The 15,744-nt window shown below is 56.7% G+C and carries 16 protein-coding genes and 3 tRNA genes (1 of these 19 only partly in view); 12 read left to right on the forward strand and 7 right to left on the reverse strand.

What is annotated here, in order from left to right:
* Positions 1-413: 413 nt before the first annotated feature.
* From gutQ to srlA, 7 genes are all read right to left on the reverse strand, one after another.
* On the reverse strand, positions 414-1,379 hold the full coding sequence (gutQ, locus tag RT197_RS16385; RefSeq protein WP_312952216.1) for an arabinose-5-phosphate isomerase GutQ: 966 nt from the start codon (positions 1,377-1,379) through the stop codon (positions 414-416).
* Positions 1,372-2,145, reverse strand: coding sequence for a DNA-binding transcriptional repressor (locus tag RT197_RS16390; protein ID WP_312952217.1), 774 nt, complete (start codon positions 2,143-2,145; stop codon positions 1,372-1,374). Before RT197_RS16390 ends, gutQ begins: the two co-directional genes overlap by 8 nt.
* Positions 2,146-2,211: 66 nt before the next feature.
* Entirely contained in the window at positions 2,212-2,571 is a 360-nt protein-coding gene (gutM, locus tag RT197_RS16395; protein WP_312952218.1) for a transcriptional regulator GutM, read from the reverse strand.
* Between the two features lie 41 nt (positions 2,572-2,612).
* A complete protein-coding gene (gene srlD, locus RT197_RS16400) occupies positions 2,613-3,392 on the reverse strand; it encodes a sorbitol-6-phosphate dehydrogenase (RefSeq protein WP_312952219.1) in 780 nt (259 codons plus the stop codon).
* Between the two features lie 17 nt (positions 3,393-3,409).
* Positions 3,410-3,772 (reverse strand): PTS glucitol/sorbitol transporter subunit IIA, encoded by a 363-nt coding sequence (srlB, locus tag RT197_RS16405; RefSeq protein ID WP_312952220.1) that lies wholly within the window; start codon positions 3,770-3,772, stop codon positions 3,410-3,412.
* 11 nt (positions 3,773-3,783) lie between these two features.
* Entirely contained in the window at positions 3,784-4,740 is a 957-nt protein-coding gene (locus RT197_RS16410; protein WP_312952221.1) for a PTS glucitol/sorbitol transporter subunit IIB, read from the reverse strand.
* Positions 4,737-5,300, reverse strand: coding sequence for a PTS glucitol/sorbitol transporter subunit IIC (srlA, locus tag RT197_RS16415; RefSeq protein WP_312952222.1), 564 nt, complete (start codon positions 5,298-5,300; stop codon positions 4,737-4,739). Before srlA ends, RT197_RS16410 begins: the two co-directional genes overlap by 4 nt.
* Before the next feature lie 242 nt (positions 5,301-5,542).
* Here srlA and mltB point away from each other — a divergent pair, with 242 nt between their 5' ends.
* The 12 genes from mltB to RT197_RS16475 all read left to right on the forward strand — a co-directional run.
* Positions 5,543-6,625, forward strand: coding sequence for a lytic murein transglycosylase B (gene mltB, locus RT197_RS16420; RefSeq protein ID WP_312952223.1), 1,083 nt, complete (start codon positions 5,543-5,545; stop codon positions 6,623-6,625).
* A gap of 277 nt (positions 6,626-6,902) precedes the next feature.
* The gene (locus RT197_RS16425; RefSeq protein ID WP_312952224.1) at positions 6,903-7,559 is read left to right on the forward strand and encodes a metal ABC transporter ATP-binding protein; all 657 of its coding nucleotides are present in this window, start codon (positions 6,903-6,905) and stop codon (positions 7,557-7,559) included.
* Positions 7,556-8,419, forward strand: a complete 864-nt coding sequence (locus RT197_RS16430; RefSeq protein WP_312952225.1) for a metal ABC transporter permease — start codon at positions 7,556-7,558, stop codon at positions 8,417-8,419. The genes RT197_RS16425 and RT197_RS16430 overlap by 4 nt, the downstream gene beginning before the upstream one ends.
* Positions 8,420-8,431: 12 nt before the next feature.
* A complete protein-coding gene (locus RT197_RS16435; RefSeq protein WP_312952226.1) occupies positions 8,432-9,310 on the forward strand; it encodes a metal ABC transporter substrate-binding protein in 879 nt (292 codons plus the stop codon).
* Between the two features lie 128 nt (positions 9,311-9,438).
* A complete protein-coding gene (gene pncC / locus RT197_RS16440; protein ID WP_312952227.1) occupies positions 9,439-9,936 on the forward strand; it encodes a nicotinamide-nucleotide amidase in 498 nt (165 codons plus the stop codon).
* A gap of 91 nt (positions 9,937-10,027) precedes the next feature.
* The gene (gene recA / locus RT197_RS16445; protein ID WP_312952228.1) at positions 10,028-11,095 is read left to right on the forward strand and encodes a recombinase RecA; all 1,068 of its coding nucleotides are present in this window, start codon (positions 10,028-10,030) and stop codon (positions 11,093-11,095) included.
* Positions 11,096-11,215: 120 nt separating this feature from the next.
* Positions 11,216-11,716, forward strand: a complete 501-nt coding sequence (recX, locus tag RT197_RS16450; protein WP_312952229.1) for a recombination regulator RecX — start codon at positions 11,216-11,218, stop codon at positions 11,714-11,716.
* 126 nt (positions 11,717-11,842) lie between these two features.
* Positions 11,843-14,470, forward strand: coding sequence for an alanine--tRNA ligase (alaS, locus tag RT197_RS16455; protein ID WP_312952230.1), 2,628 nt, complete (start codon positions 11,843-11,845; stop codon positions 14,468-14,470).
* A gap of 357 nt (positions 14,471-14,827) precedes the next feature.
* On the forward strand, positions 14,828-15,013 hold the full coding sequence (gene csrA, locus RT197_RS16460) for a carbon storage regulator CsrA (protein WP_000906486.1): 186 nt from the start codon (positions 14,828-14,830) through the stop codon (positions 15,011-15,013).
* A gap of 312 nt (positions 15,014-15,325) precedes the next feature.
* Positions 15,326-15,418, forward strand: a tRNA-Ser gene (locus tag RT197_RS16465).
* A 4-nt stretch (positions 15,419-15,422) separates the two neighbouring features.
* Positions 15,423-15,499: transfer RNA gene (locus RT197_RS16470), tRNA-Arg, on the forward strand.
* A 191-nt stretch (positions 15,500-15,690) separates the two neighbouring features.
* A tRNA-Arg gene (locus RT197_RS16475) sits at positions 15,691-15,744 on the forward strand (it continues 154 nt past the right edge of the window).

The raw sequence follows: 15,744 nt of genomic DNA on the forward strand, positions 1-15,744 counted from the left end.
TTTTCCCCCTCTCCCTCGAGGGAGAGGGCCGGGGAGAGGGGGAGCGTCTGGTGAAACCAGGTGGGTATGGGGATGGTTTTTCGCCCTCTCCCTGACCCTCTCCCCCACAGCACCGGCGTTGTGAACGCCCTCTCCCTAGCCCTCTCCCCCTGGGAGAGGGGACAGCCCGGGTGCGCGGTGAGGTTCGGGGACGGTTTTCCCCCCCTCTCCCTTGAGGGAGAGGGCCGGGGAGAGGGGGGAATTCGGGGTACGTACCTTCCATATGTTTCTGAAGTTTGCCCCCCAGTCTGAGCCAGAGCACAGCCCTCCCCCAGGGAGAGACAACCGTTCGAAGTCAATGGCGTGTCAGAGGGATCAACCAAAGTGGCGAACGCCAGCCTGCACCGGCTGGCGAAACGTCCGGGACTGAAGCCCTAAAGAATGCCAGCCTGATAGAAATCCTGAAGGTTGATTGCGCCAGTCAGTTTTCCCTGCTCGTCCACCACCGGCGCGGCGTTGATTTTGCGCTTCATCATGATCTCTTTCGCGTCAACCGCGCGGCTGCTGGCCTGAAGCGTAATGCCGCCTGAGGTCATGGCCTCGCTGACCTCGGTGGTGAGCGCGCCGCCGCCCACCAGCCAGCGGCGCAGGTCGCCGTCGGTAAATACGCCTTTAACATGGGCGTCCTCGTCGCATACTGCGACCAGCCCCAGCCCGGTGCGGCTTAACTCCATCATTGCGTCCATTACGCTGGTGGTCAGCCTGACCTGCGGTACGGCTGCGTCGCGGCGCATCAGGTGATGAACGCGGTTTAGCAGCCGCGCGCCCAGCGCCCCCGCCGGATGCGAGCGGGCAAAATCTTCTTCATTAAAGCCGCGCGCCTGCATCACCGCCATCGCCAGCGCGTCGCCCATCATCAGGGTGTTTACCGTGCTGGACGTGGGTGCCAGATGCATCGGGCAGGCTTCGCGCTCGACCGAAATATCCAGCACGGCCACAGCGGCTAACGCCAGCGGCGAGCGGGGTTTGCCGGTCATCGCCAGTAAGGTGACGGATTTTTCTTCCAGGCGCGGAATGATTAAATCCAGCTCTTTCGCGCTGCCGGAATAGGAGATAAACAGCAGCACGTCGCGGCTTTCGATCATTCCCAGATCGCCGTGCAGCGCTTCCGCCGGATGCACAAAAAAGGCAGGCGTGCCGGTACTGGCAAGGGTGGCGGCAATTTTCTTACCGATATGCCCGGATTTCCCCATCCCGGAGACAATCACTTTGCCCGCGCAGTTAAGGATAGTCCTGGCGGCGAGGGCAAAATCGTCCCCCAGCCGATCCGCCAGGCGGCTGGCTTCCTGAAGCTCCAGCATCAGGGTCTGACGACCCGCATTTAATAACAACTCACTCATGATCTTCTCCGGTCACGATCACCTCGACGCCTTTTTCTTCCAGCGCCTGACGAAATTCAGGCGTAATGCCGGAATCGGTGATCAGTTTATTGACGCGTTCAAGGCCGCAGACGATGTTCGGGCTTTTGCGGCCAAATTTTGAGGAATCCGCCATCAGGATCACTTCGCGCGCGGCGGCGCACATGGCGTTACTGACGCTGAACACTTCGTTAAAGGTGGTGACGCCCGCGTTCAGATCGATGCCGTCCGTGCCCATAAACAGCTTGTCGAAGCTGAAGTGCTGGAAGGCGTTTTCCGCTAACTGTCCGTGAAAGGAGGCGGATTTTTTGCGAAAGGTGCCGCCGGGCATCAGGATGGTCTGCTCGTTATCCAGCTCTGACAGCGCATTCACGATGTGCAGGCTGTTGGTCATCACCGTGATGTTGTTGAAGCGGCTGAGCAGGGGAACCATCTGCAAAACGGTGCTGCCCGCATCCAGAATGATGGAGTCGCCATCGTGGATGAACTGGACGGCGGTATTGGCGATTTGCGCTTTTTTATGGGTGTTGATCAACGTCTTGTGATCGATAGGCGGATCGGCTTCGTCTTTATTAAGCACGACCCCGCCGTAGGTGCGGATAACGGTGCCCGCATTTTCCAGCATCACCAGATCTTTGCGAATAGTGGTGCCGGTAGTGTCAAAGTGCTGTGCCAGTTCCTCCACCGAGCATTTACCCTGCTTTTGCAGATGCTCAAGGATCGCGGCCTGACGCTGACGTGGTTTCATAGGCGTGGATACCCGAATAAAGTTGCGAAGTGATAATTTCGCAAGCTATTAGCATTCAAAACGAAATTACCCATGTTTCAGTTTAAGCGCCAATGATAGTGCATTCTGACAGAGAGGATCTTGTGGAAAGATCACATCAGGGTTTAATTCCTGGAGATATTTGCCTTCCAGACCGGTAATTTTGCGTGGACGGGCGAAAACGGTGAGGCCGCGCATCAGCAGCGTGTCGCATACGCGGTCCTGCTCATCCAGCGCCAGTGCCACCACCACGCGCGGCTTAAAGCGCCCGCCGGAACGCCCTACGCCGACGCGTCCCCGCTGGCAAAGTTTATCAAAAGCGCGGTTAAACTGGCAGATTTGCCAGCCGCCGAGGGCCAACTGGCAAAGCCAGGCGATAGCGGCCACGGTAATCAGTGTGCTGACCATGTGAACTCCTTAATAAAGGCCCGGCACGCCGGGCCTGATCCTCAGAACATCACCTGACCACCGGTAACGTTAATGGACTGCCCGGTACAGTAGGAGGCTTTCGGGCTGGCATAAAACAGCAGCATATTCAGCACGTCCTGATAGTCGCAGCCGCGCTTCAGCGGGACTTTATCGATATAATACTGTTCGACTTCATCCGCCTTAATGCCGAGTTTTGCCGCGTACTGCGGTAATAACGACTGGAACATCGGCGATTTCAGCAGGTTGCCGAGCATTAACGAATGGACGGTAATGCCGTATTCCGCGAGATCCAGCGCCAGCGACTGCGTGAGTCCCACGCCGCCGAATTTCGCTGCGCTGTAGCCGGAGTTGTGCTTGCTGCCGACCTTGCCGGATTTCGAGTTAATCTGAATGATCCGCCCCTGAATACCCTCGCGGATCATCAGGCGAGAAAACTCGCGGGCGCAGAGAAAATAGCCGACCAGATTCACCTGTAGCGAACGGTCAAAATCCCCCAGCGCAAAATCGCTGATAAACGCCGCTTTGGCGATCCCGGCGCTGTAGACCAGCAGATCGGCACGACCAAAAATATCATCCACCCCGCGCGCCAGCGCCAGCACGCTTTGCTCGCTGGTGGCGTCGGCACCAAAACCAAACGCGGTGCCTTCGCCAAATTCGGCGTTAATTTCCTGCGCCACCTGCGCGGCCTTATCACTCTGAATATCCGCTACCGCTACGCGATAGCCTTCTGCGGCAAGCCCACGGGAGAGGAACGCCCCGAGAGTTTGTCCCCCACCAATGACAACGGCAACCTGACTCATACTCTTCTCCTTACAACTTAAGCGACAAATTTCAACATGCAGCCGGGGGCAACCGCCTCTGGCGCAGGACCGGTAACGTGAACGGTGCCGGGATACTCGGCCTCATGTTCACCATCAAAACGCAGCGTGATATGCCCCAGCTCGCGTAAATTTTGCTCAGCGACGTCGCCCACGGCGGTGACGTCATACTGGCGATCGCCCAGCTCAAAGCGCGCGCCCGGCTGAAGCCTGCCGGTCAGCTCGCCGTGACAGTGGATAAAGCAGAACTCCACGATGTCGGTGGGCGCGCCTTCCCGGAAGGTGATAAGCATGTTATCGGTAAGCGCCTCTGCCGCGCTCTGTCCTACCTGGGTGATAGTGGTCTGATAAATAATGGTCATGTGCTGGCCCCTTATTGATAGATAAAGCCGGAGACGAGCCAGGCGATTAACACCGTGGGCGCACCGGTGAGGAAGCGGCTGACCAGCACCGACGGTACGCCGACGCGCACCGTGTCCTGACGCGCTTCTGCCAGCGACAGCCCGACGGGAATAAAGTCGCAGGCGGCCTGGGCATTAATGGCAAACAGCGCGGGCAGCGCCAGATGCGGCGGGATATGCCCCTGACCAATCTGTACGCCAATCAGCACGCCGATAACCTGGGCGATGACCGCGCCTGGCCCTAAGAACGGCGAGAGCAGCGGGAAAGAGCAGATCAGCGCCAGCGTCACCAGCCCCAGCGGATGACTGGCGAGCGGGGCCAGCCCGTGGGCGATCCAGTCCCCCAGCCCGGAAGCCATGATGATGCCGATCAGCGCCGAGACGAACGCCATAAACGGCAGGATGGTTTTCAGCACCGTATCAATGGTTTCGCGCCCCGCCTGGAACAGCACCGCCACGGCGGACCCCATGCCCATACCGACTTTTGCCAGCAGGCCATCGCTTTGCTCGGTGATCTTTTTGCTGCTGTCATAGTCGCGACCGGCAGCGGCAGGCGCAGCGCTGCCGCCCGCCCATTTGATGTTCTCCTCTCTGACGCCGGAGACGTAGATATCCTCCAGAATGTACTGCGCCATCGGGCCGGATTTGCCGGTCGAGTGGATATTGATGGTCGGAATACGGCGCTTTGGATACAGCCCGCAGCGCAGCGTGCCGCCGCAGTCGATAATCGCCACCCCAATTTCCGCCTCCGGCGGTTCGCCTTCTTTAAAACCGTCTACCGCCTGCCAGCCGGTCATTTCCGCGAGCTTATCGATGATGGCCGGGCGCGTACCGGCGGTGATATAGACAATTTTTTTACCCGGCGTGGCATCCAGCTCCAGCGGGCCACCCCAGCCACCCGCGCCTTTTTCTATACGGATACGTTTCATGACGTTGCTCCTGACAGACGCACGGTCTGTTCAAGTTGAATGCCCATTTTTTTCTCGAAGATAGCGGTGGTCAGGTCCGTCACCCAGCCCCGGAAGAAGTTGGTCACCAGGCCGACCAGCAGATAGCTGACCGCCAGCGGACCCAGCGGCAGGCCAAGCGTGGTCAGGCCGTTGGCAATGCCGAGGTACACAAACAGTTCGCCGGGGTTGATGTGCGGAAACAGACCGTTCATCGAGTGGCAGCTATAGGACGCGGCGGCGTAGTAGCTCGGCTTGTATTTCTCCGGCATAAAGCGTCCGAGGCTTAACGTCATCGGATTACAGAACACAAAGGTGCCGATGCAGGGCAGCAGCAGGTAGCGGGAAACCGGATTCCCGGCGCAGCGCTGGGCAAATTTTTCAATGCGGTGCTGACCGATGAAATTGATCAGTGCGTTCATGATCACCAGCAAACTGATCAGCAGCGGTAAGATCCCGGTCACCATCCCGGTAAACACCTCGCCGCCTTTCTGAAACAGTCCGATAAACCATTCGGCACCATGCGTAATGGCGTCAATCATTATTCTCTTTCTCCTGTAGGGTTTTCTTCTTGCTAAATGTTGGCTTATTTTAATCAGATCGAAAGATTTAAAAGTGTTAGTTTGATCGCAAAATGAAAGATAAATATTTTAATTTGAAAGTTTAGTCTTCAGGAGAGGGGAGGGAGAACTTTTTTCCTGCGGCAATGTGCTACCGCTTCCTTGAGGGCTGGCGGATGTTTTACCATACTTGCCTCTGCCGAAAATTGTTGAATGGAACTCCCATGCTTAAGCGTCGTTATCTGGCTTTACTTCCTTTGATCGCTTTGCTCGCTGCGTGCAGCAGTAAACCTAAAACTTCTGAAGCAGCACCGCAGGCCGTGCAGCCTTCCGGGGGGTTTTTACTTGAGCCGCAGCATAACGTGATGATGCTGAGCGGCGATTTCGCCGGTAATCCGGTGGCGGAACAGTTCATCGACAAAATGGTGAGCAAGCATGGTTTCAATAAACCGCAGCTACAGGAAATTCTCTCCCAGGCAAAGCGACTGGATAGCGTGCTGCGCCTGATGGACAGACAGGCGCCGACAACGTCAACGTTACCGAGCGGACCGAACGGGGCATGGCTGCGCTACCGCCAGCAGTTCATCACCCCGGATAACGTGCAAAACGGGGTGGCGTTCTGGAATCAGAATCAGGATGCCCTCAACCGCGCGTGGCAGGTGTACGGCGTGCCGCCGGAAATTATCGTCGGGATTATCGGCGTAGAAACGCGCTGGGGCCGGGTGTTGGGCAAGACCCGTATTCTCGATGCGCTGGCGACGCTGTCCTTCAACTACCCGCGCCGCGCGGAATACTTCTCCAGCGAACTGGAAACTTTCCTGCTGATGGCGCGCGACGAGCAGGATGACCCGCTGGATCTGCGTGGCTCCTTCGCCGGGGCGATGGGCTACGGGCAGTTTATGCCGTCTTCCTATAAAGAATATGCCGTTGATTTTAACGGTGACGGTCATGTGAACTTATGGGACCCGGTCGATGCCATCGGCAGCGTTGCCAACTACTTCAAAGAGCACGGCTGGGTGAAAGGCGATATCGTCGCCGTGCAGGCCAGCGGTCAGGCGACAGGGCTGGAAAGCGGCTTTAACAAGAAGTACAGCGTCGCGCAGCTCGCCGCTGCGGGCCTGACGCCGATGCAGCCGATTGGCGATCACCAGCAGGCCAGCCTGCTGCGACTGGATATCGGCACGAGTTATCAGTACTGGTACGGGTTCCCGAACTTCTACACCATTACGCGCTATAACCACAGTACCAACTATGCGATGGCCGTCTGGCAACTGGGCGAAGCGGTAGCGCTGGCCCGCGTACAGTAAATGTCTCGCCCTTCTCCGCACGGAGAAGGGCTGATTTATCGCCTTTCTCTTTTCTCCGTTTTTTCCCTCGCGCGCCACTGAAATATTTCGACGCATTCTGCTTTGTAAATGCTGATTTACATTTTACGTTAATCTCATTATTGTTATGTTATAACATATTGAGGTGTTGCATGATCCCGTCCACGTTTTTCTCTTCTTCTGCCGCCGTGCGCCTGCTGTATGCGGCGGTATTACTGATTATTCTCGCGCTGGCGACTGGCTGGGCGGTGGCGCTGCCATGATTGAACTCGATCATCTGGTGGCGGGCTACGAGCGCCGCGCCATTACGCCTTCGCTTAGCGGCAGGCTGGAGACCGGCAGCATGACGGCCATCGTCGGCGTCAACGGCTGCGGAAAATCGACGCTGTTGAAAACGCTGGCGGGATTTATTCCCCCGGTCAGCGGCACGCTGCGCTGGACGTCGGGACGACCGAAAATCGGCTGGCTGGCGCAGCGTCACGCCCTGGAGTCGCAGTTTCCACTCACCGTTCAGGATGTGGTGAGTATGGGAGCCTGGCCGCAGGTGTCACTGCTGCGCGGGCTGGATCGCGGAGTGCGCGTGCGGGTGGCGGAGGCGCTTGAGCGCGTCGGCCTTTCTGACCTGTGCCGTACCACGATTGATGAGCTTTCCGGCGGCCAGTTTCAGCGGATGCTGTTTGCCCGCGTGCTGCTGCAACAGGCTCCGCTGGTGATGCTGGATGAACCCTTTACCGGAGTGGATGAAGAGACCCGCTGCGTGCTGATGGCGCTAATGAGTGATATGCATCGCCGGGGACAAACTTTGCTGGCGGTGCTGCACGACAGCCAGCGCGTGGCGGAACACTTCCCCGAAACCCTGCATCTGGCGGGCGATAACGCGTCGTGGGGCAGCACGCAGGGAGTGGCATACGCATGATCTGGCACCTCTTTTTTCAGCCGTTTATCGAGTTTGGCTTTATGCGGCGGGCGCTGGTGGTGTGCCTGGCGCTGTCGATGAGCACCACGGCGCTGGGCGTTTTTCTCCTCCTGCGACGAATGAGCCTGATGGGGGACGCGCTTTCCCACGCGATTTTGCCCGGCGTGGCGGTGGGATATCTGCTTAATGGTATGTCGCTGATGGCGATGAGCATCGGCGGGTTTATTGCCGGGATCCTGGTGGCGCTGGTGGCGGGATGGGTCAGCCGCCGCACGCTGCTGAAAGAGGATGCCAGCTTTGCCGGATTTTACCTCGGCTCGCTGGCGCTGGGGGTGACGCTGGTATCTCTGCGCGGCTCCAGCGTCGATCTGCTGCATCTGCTCTTTGGCTCGATCCTCGCGGTCGATACCGACGCAGCGCTGTTCGTGGCGGGCGTATCCAGCGTCACGCTACTGTGCCTGGCGCTGTTTTACCGGGGGCTGGTCAGCGAAGCGTTCGACAGCGCGTGGCTTCAGGTGAATTCCCGCTGGATGCCGTCGCTGTTACACGGCCTGTTTCTGGCGCTGCTGGTACTGAATCTGGTGGCAGGTTTTCAGGTGCTCGGCACCCTGATGGCGGTGGGGGTGATGATGCTGCCCGCCGTCGCTGCGCGCTGCTGGGCGAGAACCCTGCCGGGTATGCTGGCGCTGGCAGGCGCGGGCGGTCTGTTCAGCGCATGGCTGGGACTGAGCCTCTCATGGGGCGCGAATCTGCCCGCCGGGCCGTCTATTGTACTGACCGCCAGCGTCCTCTTTTTTATTTCCATTTTTTTTGGCAGGCGTAGCGGGCTGGCAACCAGCCTGCGCGCGTTTTTTGACTAGCAAGGGGAAAAGATGAAACGTACCGGAGTAGTAATAGCGCTGGCGCTAAGCGTCATGGCGCAGGGCGCGATGGCAAAAACGCTGAATGTGGTTACCAGTTTTTCGGTGCTGGGCGATATCGTTCAGCAGGTGGGTGGCGAGCACGTTAAGGTCAACACCCTGGTCGGGCCGGATGGCGATCCGCATACTTTTGAGCCATCGCCTAAAGACAGCGCATTGCTGAGTAAAGCGGATGTGGTGGTGGTCAACGGGCTTGGACTGGAGGGCTGGATGGACCGGCTGGTCAAAGCGTCGGGATTCCACGGCACGCTGGTAGTGGCCTCGACGGGCATCAAAACCCACACCCTGGATGAAGACGGAAAAACCGTCACCGATCCTCATGCGTGGAATGATATTGCGAACGGCGCACGCTATGCGAAAAATATTCAGATGGCGCTGGCGAAGGGAGATCCGCAGGACGCGGCCGATCTTAATGCATCAGGCGATCGCTACGTTGCGCAGTTACAGGCACTGGATCGCTGGGCAAAAACGCAGTTTAGCGCCATCCCCCAGGCGAAGCGTAAAGTGCTCACCAGCCACGATGCTTTCGGCTACTTTAGCCGTGCCTACGGCGTGACCTTTGTCGCTCCGCAGGGACTATCTTCGGAAAGCGAGCCGAGCGCGGCGCAGGTCGCAGCGATGATCAAGCAAATTCAGGCCGACGGCGTGAAAGTGTGGTTTATGGAAAATCAGCTTGATCCGCGCCTGGTTCAGCAGATTGCCAGCGCCACCGGCGCGAAACCTGGCGGCGAGCTTTATCCTGAAGCGCTGTCCGCACCCGGTGGCGTTGCCGATACCTATGTCAAAGCGATGCGCCACAACGTCGAAACCATCGCCGCAAGCATGAAGTAATTTCCTTTCGGGCCAGTTTCAACTGGCCTTTTTTTCTGAATCCGCCTCGTAAAATCCGATCGTCGCCCACATCTGTGTGTGGAAAGTGCTATCTTGATGTCCATCTTTTTGGCCTTAACGGGGCGCATATGACCGATCGCGAATTAATCGAGTTAAGTGAGCGGGTAGGGCAGGCACTGAAGGCGCGTGGCGCGACGGTGACGACCGCTGAATCCTGCACCGGCGGCTGGGTGGCGAAAGTTATCACTGACATTGCTGGCAGTTCCGCCTGGTTTGAACGGGGTTTTGTTACCTATAGTAATGAAGCGAAATCCCAACTGATTGGCGTAAAAAGTGCCACGCTTGAACAGCATGGCGCGGTGAGCGAACCGGTGGTGGTTGAGATGGCCATTGGCGCACTCCGTGCGGCGCGTGCCGACTATGCCATCTCCGTCAGCGGCATCGCCGGACCGGACGGCGGTAGCGAAACCAAGCCCGTCGGAACGGTATGGTTTGGCTTTGCCAGCGCCCGTGGGGAAGGGATCACCCGCTGTGAATGCTTCTCCGGCGACCGCGAGGCGGTACGTCGTCAGGCAACGGCTTACGCCCTGCAAACCCTCTGGCAAAATTTTCTACAAAATACTTGATACTGTATGGCTATACAGTATAATTAGCGCAACAGAACAGTAATCCCCGGCGTGGTGTAAACCAGCTTCACCCGGTATGAAAGGAGTAATAATGGCTATCGACGAAAACAAACAGAAAGCGTTGGCGGCAGCACTGGGCCAGATTGAAAAACAATTTGGTAAAGGCTCCATCATGCGCCTGGGTGAAGACCGTTCCATGGATGTGGAAACCATCTCGACCGGCTCACTTTCACTGGATATCGCGCTGGGTGCAGGCGGTCTGCCGATGGGCCGTATCGTAGAAATCTACGGACCGGAATCCTCCGGTAAAACCACACTGACCCTACAGGTTGTTGCTGCCGCGCAGCGTGAAGGCAAAACCTGTGCGTTCATCGACGCCGAGCACGCGCTGGACCCGGTATACGCGCGCAAACTGGGTGTCGATATCGACAACCTGCTGTGCTCCCAGCCGGACACCGGCGAGCAGGCGCTGGAGATCTGTGACGCGCTGGCGCGCTCTGGTGCCGTTGACGTTATCGTCGTTGACTCCGTTGCGGCCCTGACGCCGAAAGCGGAAATCGAAGGCGAAATCGGTGACTCTCACATGGGCCTCGCGGCACGTATGATGAGCCAGGCGATGCGTAAGCTGGCGGGTAACCTGAAGCAGTCCAATACCCTGCTGATCTTCATCAACCAGATCCGTATGAAAATTGGTGTTATGTTCGGTAACCCGGAAACCACAACCGGTGGTAACGCGCTGAAATTCTACGCCTCCGTGCGTCTGGATATCCGCCGTATCGGTGCGGTGAAAGAGGGTGAGAACGTTGTCGGCAGCGAAACCCGCGTAAAAGTGGTGAAAAACAAAATCGCTGCGCCGTTCAAACAGGCTGAATTCCAGATCCTCTACGGTGAAGGCATTAACTATCATGGCGAGCTGGTTGACCTCGGCGTGAAAGAGAAGCTGATTGAAAAAGCCGGTGCCTGGTACAGCTACAACGGTGACAAAATCGGTCAGGGTAAAGCGAACGCGATTACCTGGCTGAAAGAGAATCCGGCTGCGGCAAAAGAAATCGAGAAGAAAGTGCGTGAGCAGTTGCTCAGCAACCCAAGTGATAAACCAGACTTCGTGGTTGATCCTAACGATGCCAATGCGACTGAAGCGAAAGAAGAAGATTTTTAATCTTTCGCTACCGGTAACTGTCGTCATCCACAATGCGGTTGATTCAAACCGCTGATTATCTCCAGGGCTGCGTAATGCGGCCCTTTTGCTATTATAAGTTCAACGTGCGCAGGTACTGCTATGACAGAAAATACGCTCCGCCGTTCGGCATATTCGCGGCTCCTTGACCGCGCCATCCGCATTCTGGCGATGCGTGACCACAGCGAGCAGGAACTGCGCCGCAAGCTGGTTGTACCCATCGTCACAAAACAGGGCATTGAGCCAAATGATGCGCCGCCGGAAGACGTTGACCGCGTTGTTGCCTGGTGCATTGAAAACAACTATCTCGATGACAGCCGCTTTGTGCAGCAGTTTATCGCCAGCCGCAGCCGTAAAGGTTATGGTCCGGCGCGTATCCGCCAGGAACTGAACCAAAAAGGTATTCCGCGCGACGTTGGTGAACGGGCCATGCGTGAATGTGATATTGAGTGGGGCGCGCTGGCAAAAGATCAGGCGCTGCGCAAGTATGGCGAACCGCTGCCCACCGAGTTTGCGCAAAAAGTGAAAATCCAGCGGTTTTTACTTTACCGTGGCTATCTGATGGAAGATATTCAGGAAATCTGGCGAAATTTTTCTGATTGACCGCATACGGGATTTTACTTCCCAGTCAAGAAAACTTATCTTATTCCCACTTTTTTGGTCGCTGGCGTTGCCTTTATCGGGGTGAATGCTGGCGACGACATTCGTTAGCTTGATTTCAGGATAAATATGAGCAAGAGCACCGCTGAGATCCGTCAGGCGTTTCTCGATTTTTTCCATAGTAAGGGACATCAGGTGGTTGCCAGCAGCTCCCTGGTACCTCACAACGATCCGACGCTGCTGTTTACCAACGCCGGGATGAACCAGTTCAAGGATGTATTCCTTGGGCTGGACAAGCGTAATTACTCCCGCGCGACCACCTCACAGCGCTGCGTGCGCGCGGGCGGTAAACATAACGATCTGGAAAACGTCGGTTACACTGCACGTCACCATACCTTTTTTGAAATGCTGGGCAACTTTAGCTTCGGCGACTACTTCAAACATGAAGCCATCCAGTTCGCGTGGGAGCTGCTGACCGGTGAAAACTGGTTTGCGCTGCCGAAAGAGCGTCTGTGGGTCACCGTCTATGAAACCGATGATGAAGCGTATGCCATCTGGGAAAAAGACGTGGGCATTCCGGCAGAGCGCATTATCCGCATTGGCGACAATAAAGGCGCGCCGTATGCCTCTGACAACTTCTGGCAGATGGGCGACACCGGTCCTTGCGGTCCGTGCACCGAGATTTTCTACGATCACGGCGATCATATCTGGGGCGGCCCTCCGGGAAGCCCGGAAGAAGATGGCGATCGCTACATTGAGATCTGGAACATCGTCTTTATGCAGTTCAACCGCCAGGCTGACGGCACTATGGAGCCGCTGCCAAAACCGTCTGTCGATACCGGCATGGGGCTGGAGCGCATTACCGCCGTGCTGCAACACGTTAACTCTAACTACGAGATTGACCTGTTCCGCACCCTGATCGACGCGGTAGCGAAGGTGACCGGCGCAACCGATCTGAGCAACAAATCCCTGCGCGTGATCGCCGACCATATTCGTTCCTGTGCTTTCCTGATCGCTGACGGGGTGATCCCGTCGAATGAAAACCGGGGCTACGTGCTGCGTCGTATTATTCGCCGCGCCATCCGTCACGGTAATATGCTTGGCGCGAAAGACACCTTCTTCTATAAGCTGGTTGGCCCGCTGGTTGACGTCATGGGCGCTGCCGGTGAAGAGCTGAAGCGTCAGCAGGCGCAGGTTGAGCAGGTGCTGAAAACCGAAGAAGAGCAGTTTGCCCGCACGCTGGAGCGTGGCCTGGCGCTGCTTGATGAAGAGCTGGCGAAGCTCTCCGGCGATACGCTGGATGGCGAAACCGCGTTCCGTCTGTACGACACTTACGGCTTCCCGGTGGACCTGACGGCGGACGTGTGCCGCGAGCGCAATATTAAAGTTGATGAAGACGGCTTTGAAGCCGCAATGGAAGCACAGCGTCGTCGCGCTCGTGAATCCAGCGGTTTTGGCGCTGACTATAACGCGATGATCCGCGTTGACGGCGCATCTGAATTTAAAGGCTACGAACACCTTGAGCTGAACGGCAACGTCACCGCGCTGTTTATCGACGGTAAACCCGTTGATGCTATCAGCGCCGGTCAGCAGGCCGTGGTCGTGCTGGACGAAACGCCGTTCTACGGTGAATCCGGCGGCCAGGTCGGCGACAAAGGCGAACTGAAAGGCGCAGGCTTCAGCTTCGCGGTAGAAGATACCCAGAAATACGGTCAGGCAATTGGTCATCTCGGCAAACTCACCACCGGTTCGCTGAAAGTAGGCGATGCGGTGCAGGCTGACGTAGATGAAGAACGCCGTGCGCGCATTCGTCGTAACCACTCGGCAACGCACCTGATGCACGCGGCATTACGCCAGGTGCTCGGTACGCACGTTGCGCAGAAAGGTTCACTGGTGAATGATAAAGTCCTGCGTTTTGACTTCTCTCACTTTGAAGCCATGAAGCCTGCGGAAATCCGTGCGGTGGAAGATCTGGTTAACGCGCAAATCCGCCGCAACCTGCCGATTGAAACCAATATCATGGATCTCGACGCGGCACGCGAGAAGGGCGCAATGGCGCTGTTCGGCGAGAAATATGACGAGCGCGTACGCGTGCTGAGCATGGGCGACTTCTCCACCGAACTGTGCGGCGGTACACACGCCAGCCGGACGGGGGATATCGGTCTGTTCCGCATCGTGTCAGAATCCGGCACTGCAGCGGGCGTGCGTCGTATTGAAGCCGTCACCGGCGACGGCGCGATTGCCTCACTTCATGCCGAAAGCGACCAGTTGAATGACATCGCCCAGCTTCTGAAAGGCGACAGCCATAACCTGGGCGATAAAGTTCGCTCGGTGCTGGAGCGCACGCGTCAGCTGGAAAAAGAGCTGCAACAGCTGAAAGAGCAGGCTGCCGCGCAGGAGAGCGCAAATCTCTCCAGCAAGGCCGAAGAGATTAACGGCGTTAAGCTGCTGGTCAGCGAGCTGGCTGGCGTAGAGCCAAAAATGCTGCGGACGATGGTTGACGATCTTAAAAATCAGTTAGGCTCGACAATTGTGGTTCTGGCGACTGTGGCGGAAGGTAAGGTTTCTCTGATTGCGGGTGTATCAAAAGATGTCACCGATCGCGTAAAAGCAGGGGAACTGATCGGCATGGTGGCCCAGCAGGTCGGCGGGAAAGGCGGTGGACGTCCTGATATGGCACAAGCCGGTGGGACCGATGCGGCAGCGTTACCCGCAGCATTAGCCAGCGTTAAAGGCTGGGTAAGCGCAAAACTGTAATAACTATAAGCCGTTGCGGGCGCTGGGCTTTGCGCATTACGCGCTCTGCAACGGTACAATGACTATCCAGACCGGGCAGGTTGCGGTACGATTAGGATACGGTCACTTTCAGATACTTATCCAGGTAGATATCTGAACCGGGAACTAACATAGTACTTGCCGCTTTTATCGGGACGGTTTTATAACGATAAAGTCAGGTTGAAGTTGTGTATATCGGCTAAACTTACGTTTAACAGATTGTGATGCCGTGACTGCTTACACTTAACGTGTTTGTCATCGCTTACTATTTGGCGTTATATGACGGATAATGCCGGGATACAGAGAACCCGACTCTTATAATCTTTCAAGGAGCAAAGAATGCTGATTCTGACTCGTCGAGTTGGTGAAACCCTCATGATTGGGGATGAGGTCACCGTGACAGTTTTAGGGGTGAAGGGCAACCAGGTACGCATCGGCGTAAACGCCCCAAAAGAAGTTTCTGTTCACCGTGAAGAGATCTATCAGCGTATCCAGGCTGAAAAATCCCAGCAGTCCAGTTACTAATGTTTCGCGTCTCGCCTGCGGGCGGGACGCGGATCCTTCCTGCCGTAAATTTTTTCCTTCGTCCTCCTCCTGTTCCGCAATTTTTCTGTTTTAGCGCTCCGTTTATCGACATGCAAAATGGCCTTACTGGCAGAATTTTCCGTTGAAAAATCACCCTCTTTGCCGTTTTTGCAGGCTAATTGTGCGTGAAGTGTGCAAACGATAAAAGTGCGGGAAAAATTGTTTGACTTATAAGTCCCAGAAAGTAATATGTGCGCCACGCAGCGACGATGAGCAGAAACAAGTTCTTCGAAGCACTCGTAAGAGGCGTGTGGTGAGGTGGCCGAGAGGCTGAAGGCGCTCCCCTGCTAAGGGAGTATGCGGTCAAAAGCTGCATCCGGGGTTCGAATCCCCGCCTCACCGCCATTTTGCATCCGTAGCTCAGCTGGATAGAGTACTCGGCTACGAACCGAGCGGTCGGAGGTTCGAATCCTCCCGGATGCACCATATTCTACACTTCTTCAGCGATGAAGGAGTTGTTGTGATGGTGGTACTAGCCCCAGGCACAAGGGGGGATAGCGTTGCTTCAGCAACGACCCGAAGGGCGAGCCGCAAGGCGAGTCATCCTCCCGGATGCACCATCTTGCTTAGCGTTGTTTTCGCGACGCTAAATCAAAGTAGTAAAGCAATTTCCCGATGCATCCGTAGCTCAGCTGGATAGAGTACTCGGCTACGAACCGAGCGGTCGGAGG

This window comes from Superficieibacter sp., from assembly GCF_032071645.1.
In the GTDB taxonomy this organism is placed as follows: domain Bacteria; phylum Pseudomonadota; class Gammaproteobacteria; order Enterobacterales; family Enterobacteriaceae; genus Superficieibacter.

What these genes read in the sequence shown, in the direction of transcription:
- recA (WP_312952228.1), top strand. Translation starts at nt 10,028, where the DNA reads ATGGCTATCGACGAAAACAAACAGAAAGCGTTGGCGGCAGCACTGGGC.
- csrA (WP_000906486.1), top strand. Translation starts at nt 14,828, where the DNA reads ATGCTGATTCTGACTCGTCGAGTTGGTGAAACCCTCATGATTGGGGAT.
- RT197_RS16410 (WP_312952221.1), bottom strand. Translation starts at nt 4,740, where the DNA reads ATGAAACGTATCCGTATAGAAAAAGGCGCGGGTGGCTGGGGTGGCCCG.
- srlD (WP_312952219.1), bottom strand. Translation starts at nt 3,392, where the DNA reads ATGAGTCAGGTTGCCGTTGTCATTGGTGGGGGACAAACTCTCGGGGCG.
- RT197_RS16430 (WP_312952225.1), top strand. Translation starts at nt 7,556, where the DNA reads ATGATCTGGCACCTCTTTTTTCAGCCGTTTATCGAGTTTGGCTTTATG.
- RT197_RS16425 (WP_312952224.1), top strand. Translation starts at nt 6,903, where the DNA reads ATGATTGAACTCGATCATCTGGTGGCGGGCTACGAGCGCCGCGCCATT.
- recX (WP_312952229.1), top strand. Translation starts at nt 11,216, where the DNA reads ATGACAGAAAATACGCTCCGCCGTTCGGCATATTCGCGGCTCCTTGAC.
- gutM (WP_312952218.1), bottom strand. Translation starts at nt 2,571, where the DNA reads ATGGTCAGCACACTGATTACCGTGGCCGCTATCGCCTGGCTTTGCCAG.
- mltB (WP_312952223.1), top strand. Translation starts at nt 5,543, where the DNA reads ATGCTTAAGCGTCGTTATCTGGCTTTACTTCCTTTGATCGCTTTGCTC.
- pncC (WP_312952227.1), top strand. Translation starts at nt 9,439, where the DNA reads ATGACCGATCGCGAATTAATCGAGTTAAGTGAGCGGGTAGGGCAGGCA.
- gutQ (WP_312952216.1), bottom strand. Translation starts at nt 1,379, where the DNA reads ATGAGTGAGTTGTTATTAAATGCGGGTCGTCAGACCCTGATGCTGGAG.
- RT197_RS16390 (WP_312952217.1), bottom strand. Translation starts at nt 2,145, where the DNA reads ATGAAACCACGTCAGCGTCAGGCCGCGATCCTTGAGCATCTGCAAAAG.
- srlA (WP_312952222.1), bottom strand. Translation starts at nt 5,300, where the DNA reads ATGATTGACGCCATTACGCATGGTGCCGAATGGTTTATCGGACTGTTT.
- RT197_RS16435 (WP_312952226.1), top strand. Translation starts at nt 8,432, where the DNA reads ATGAAACGTACCGGAGTAGTAATAGCGCTGGCGCTAAGCGTCATGGCG.
- alaS (WP_312952230.1), top strand. Translation starts at nt 11,843, where the DNA reads ATGAGCAAGAGCACCGCTGAGATCCGTCAGGCGTTTCTCGATTTTTTC.
- srlB (WP_312952220.1), bottom strand. Translation starts at nt 3,772, where the DNA reads ATGACCATTATTTATCAGACCACTATCACCCAGGTAGGACAGAGCGCG.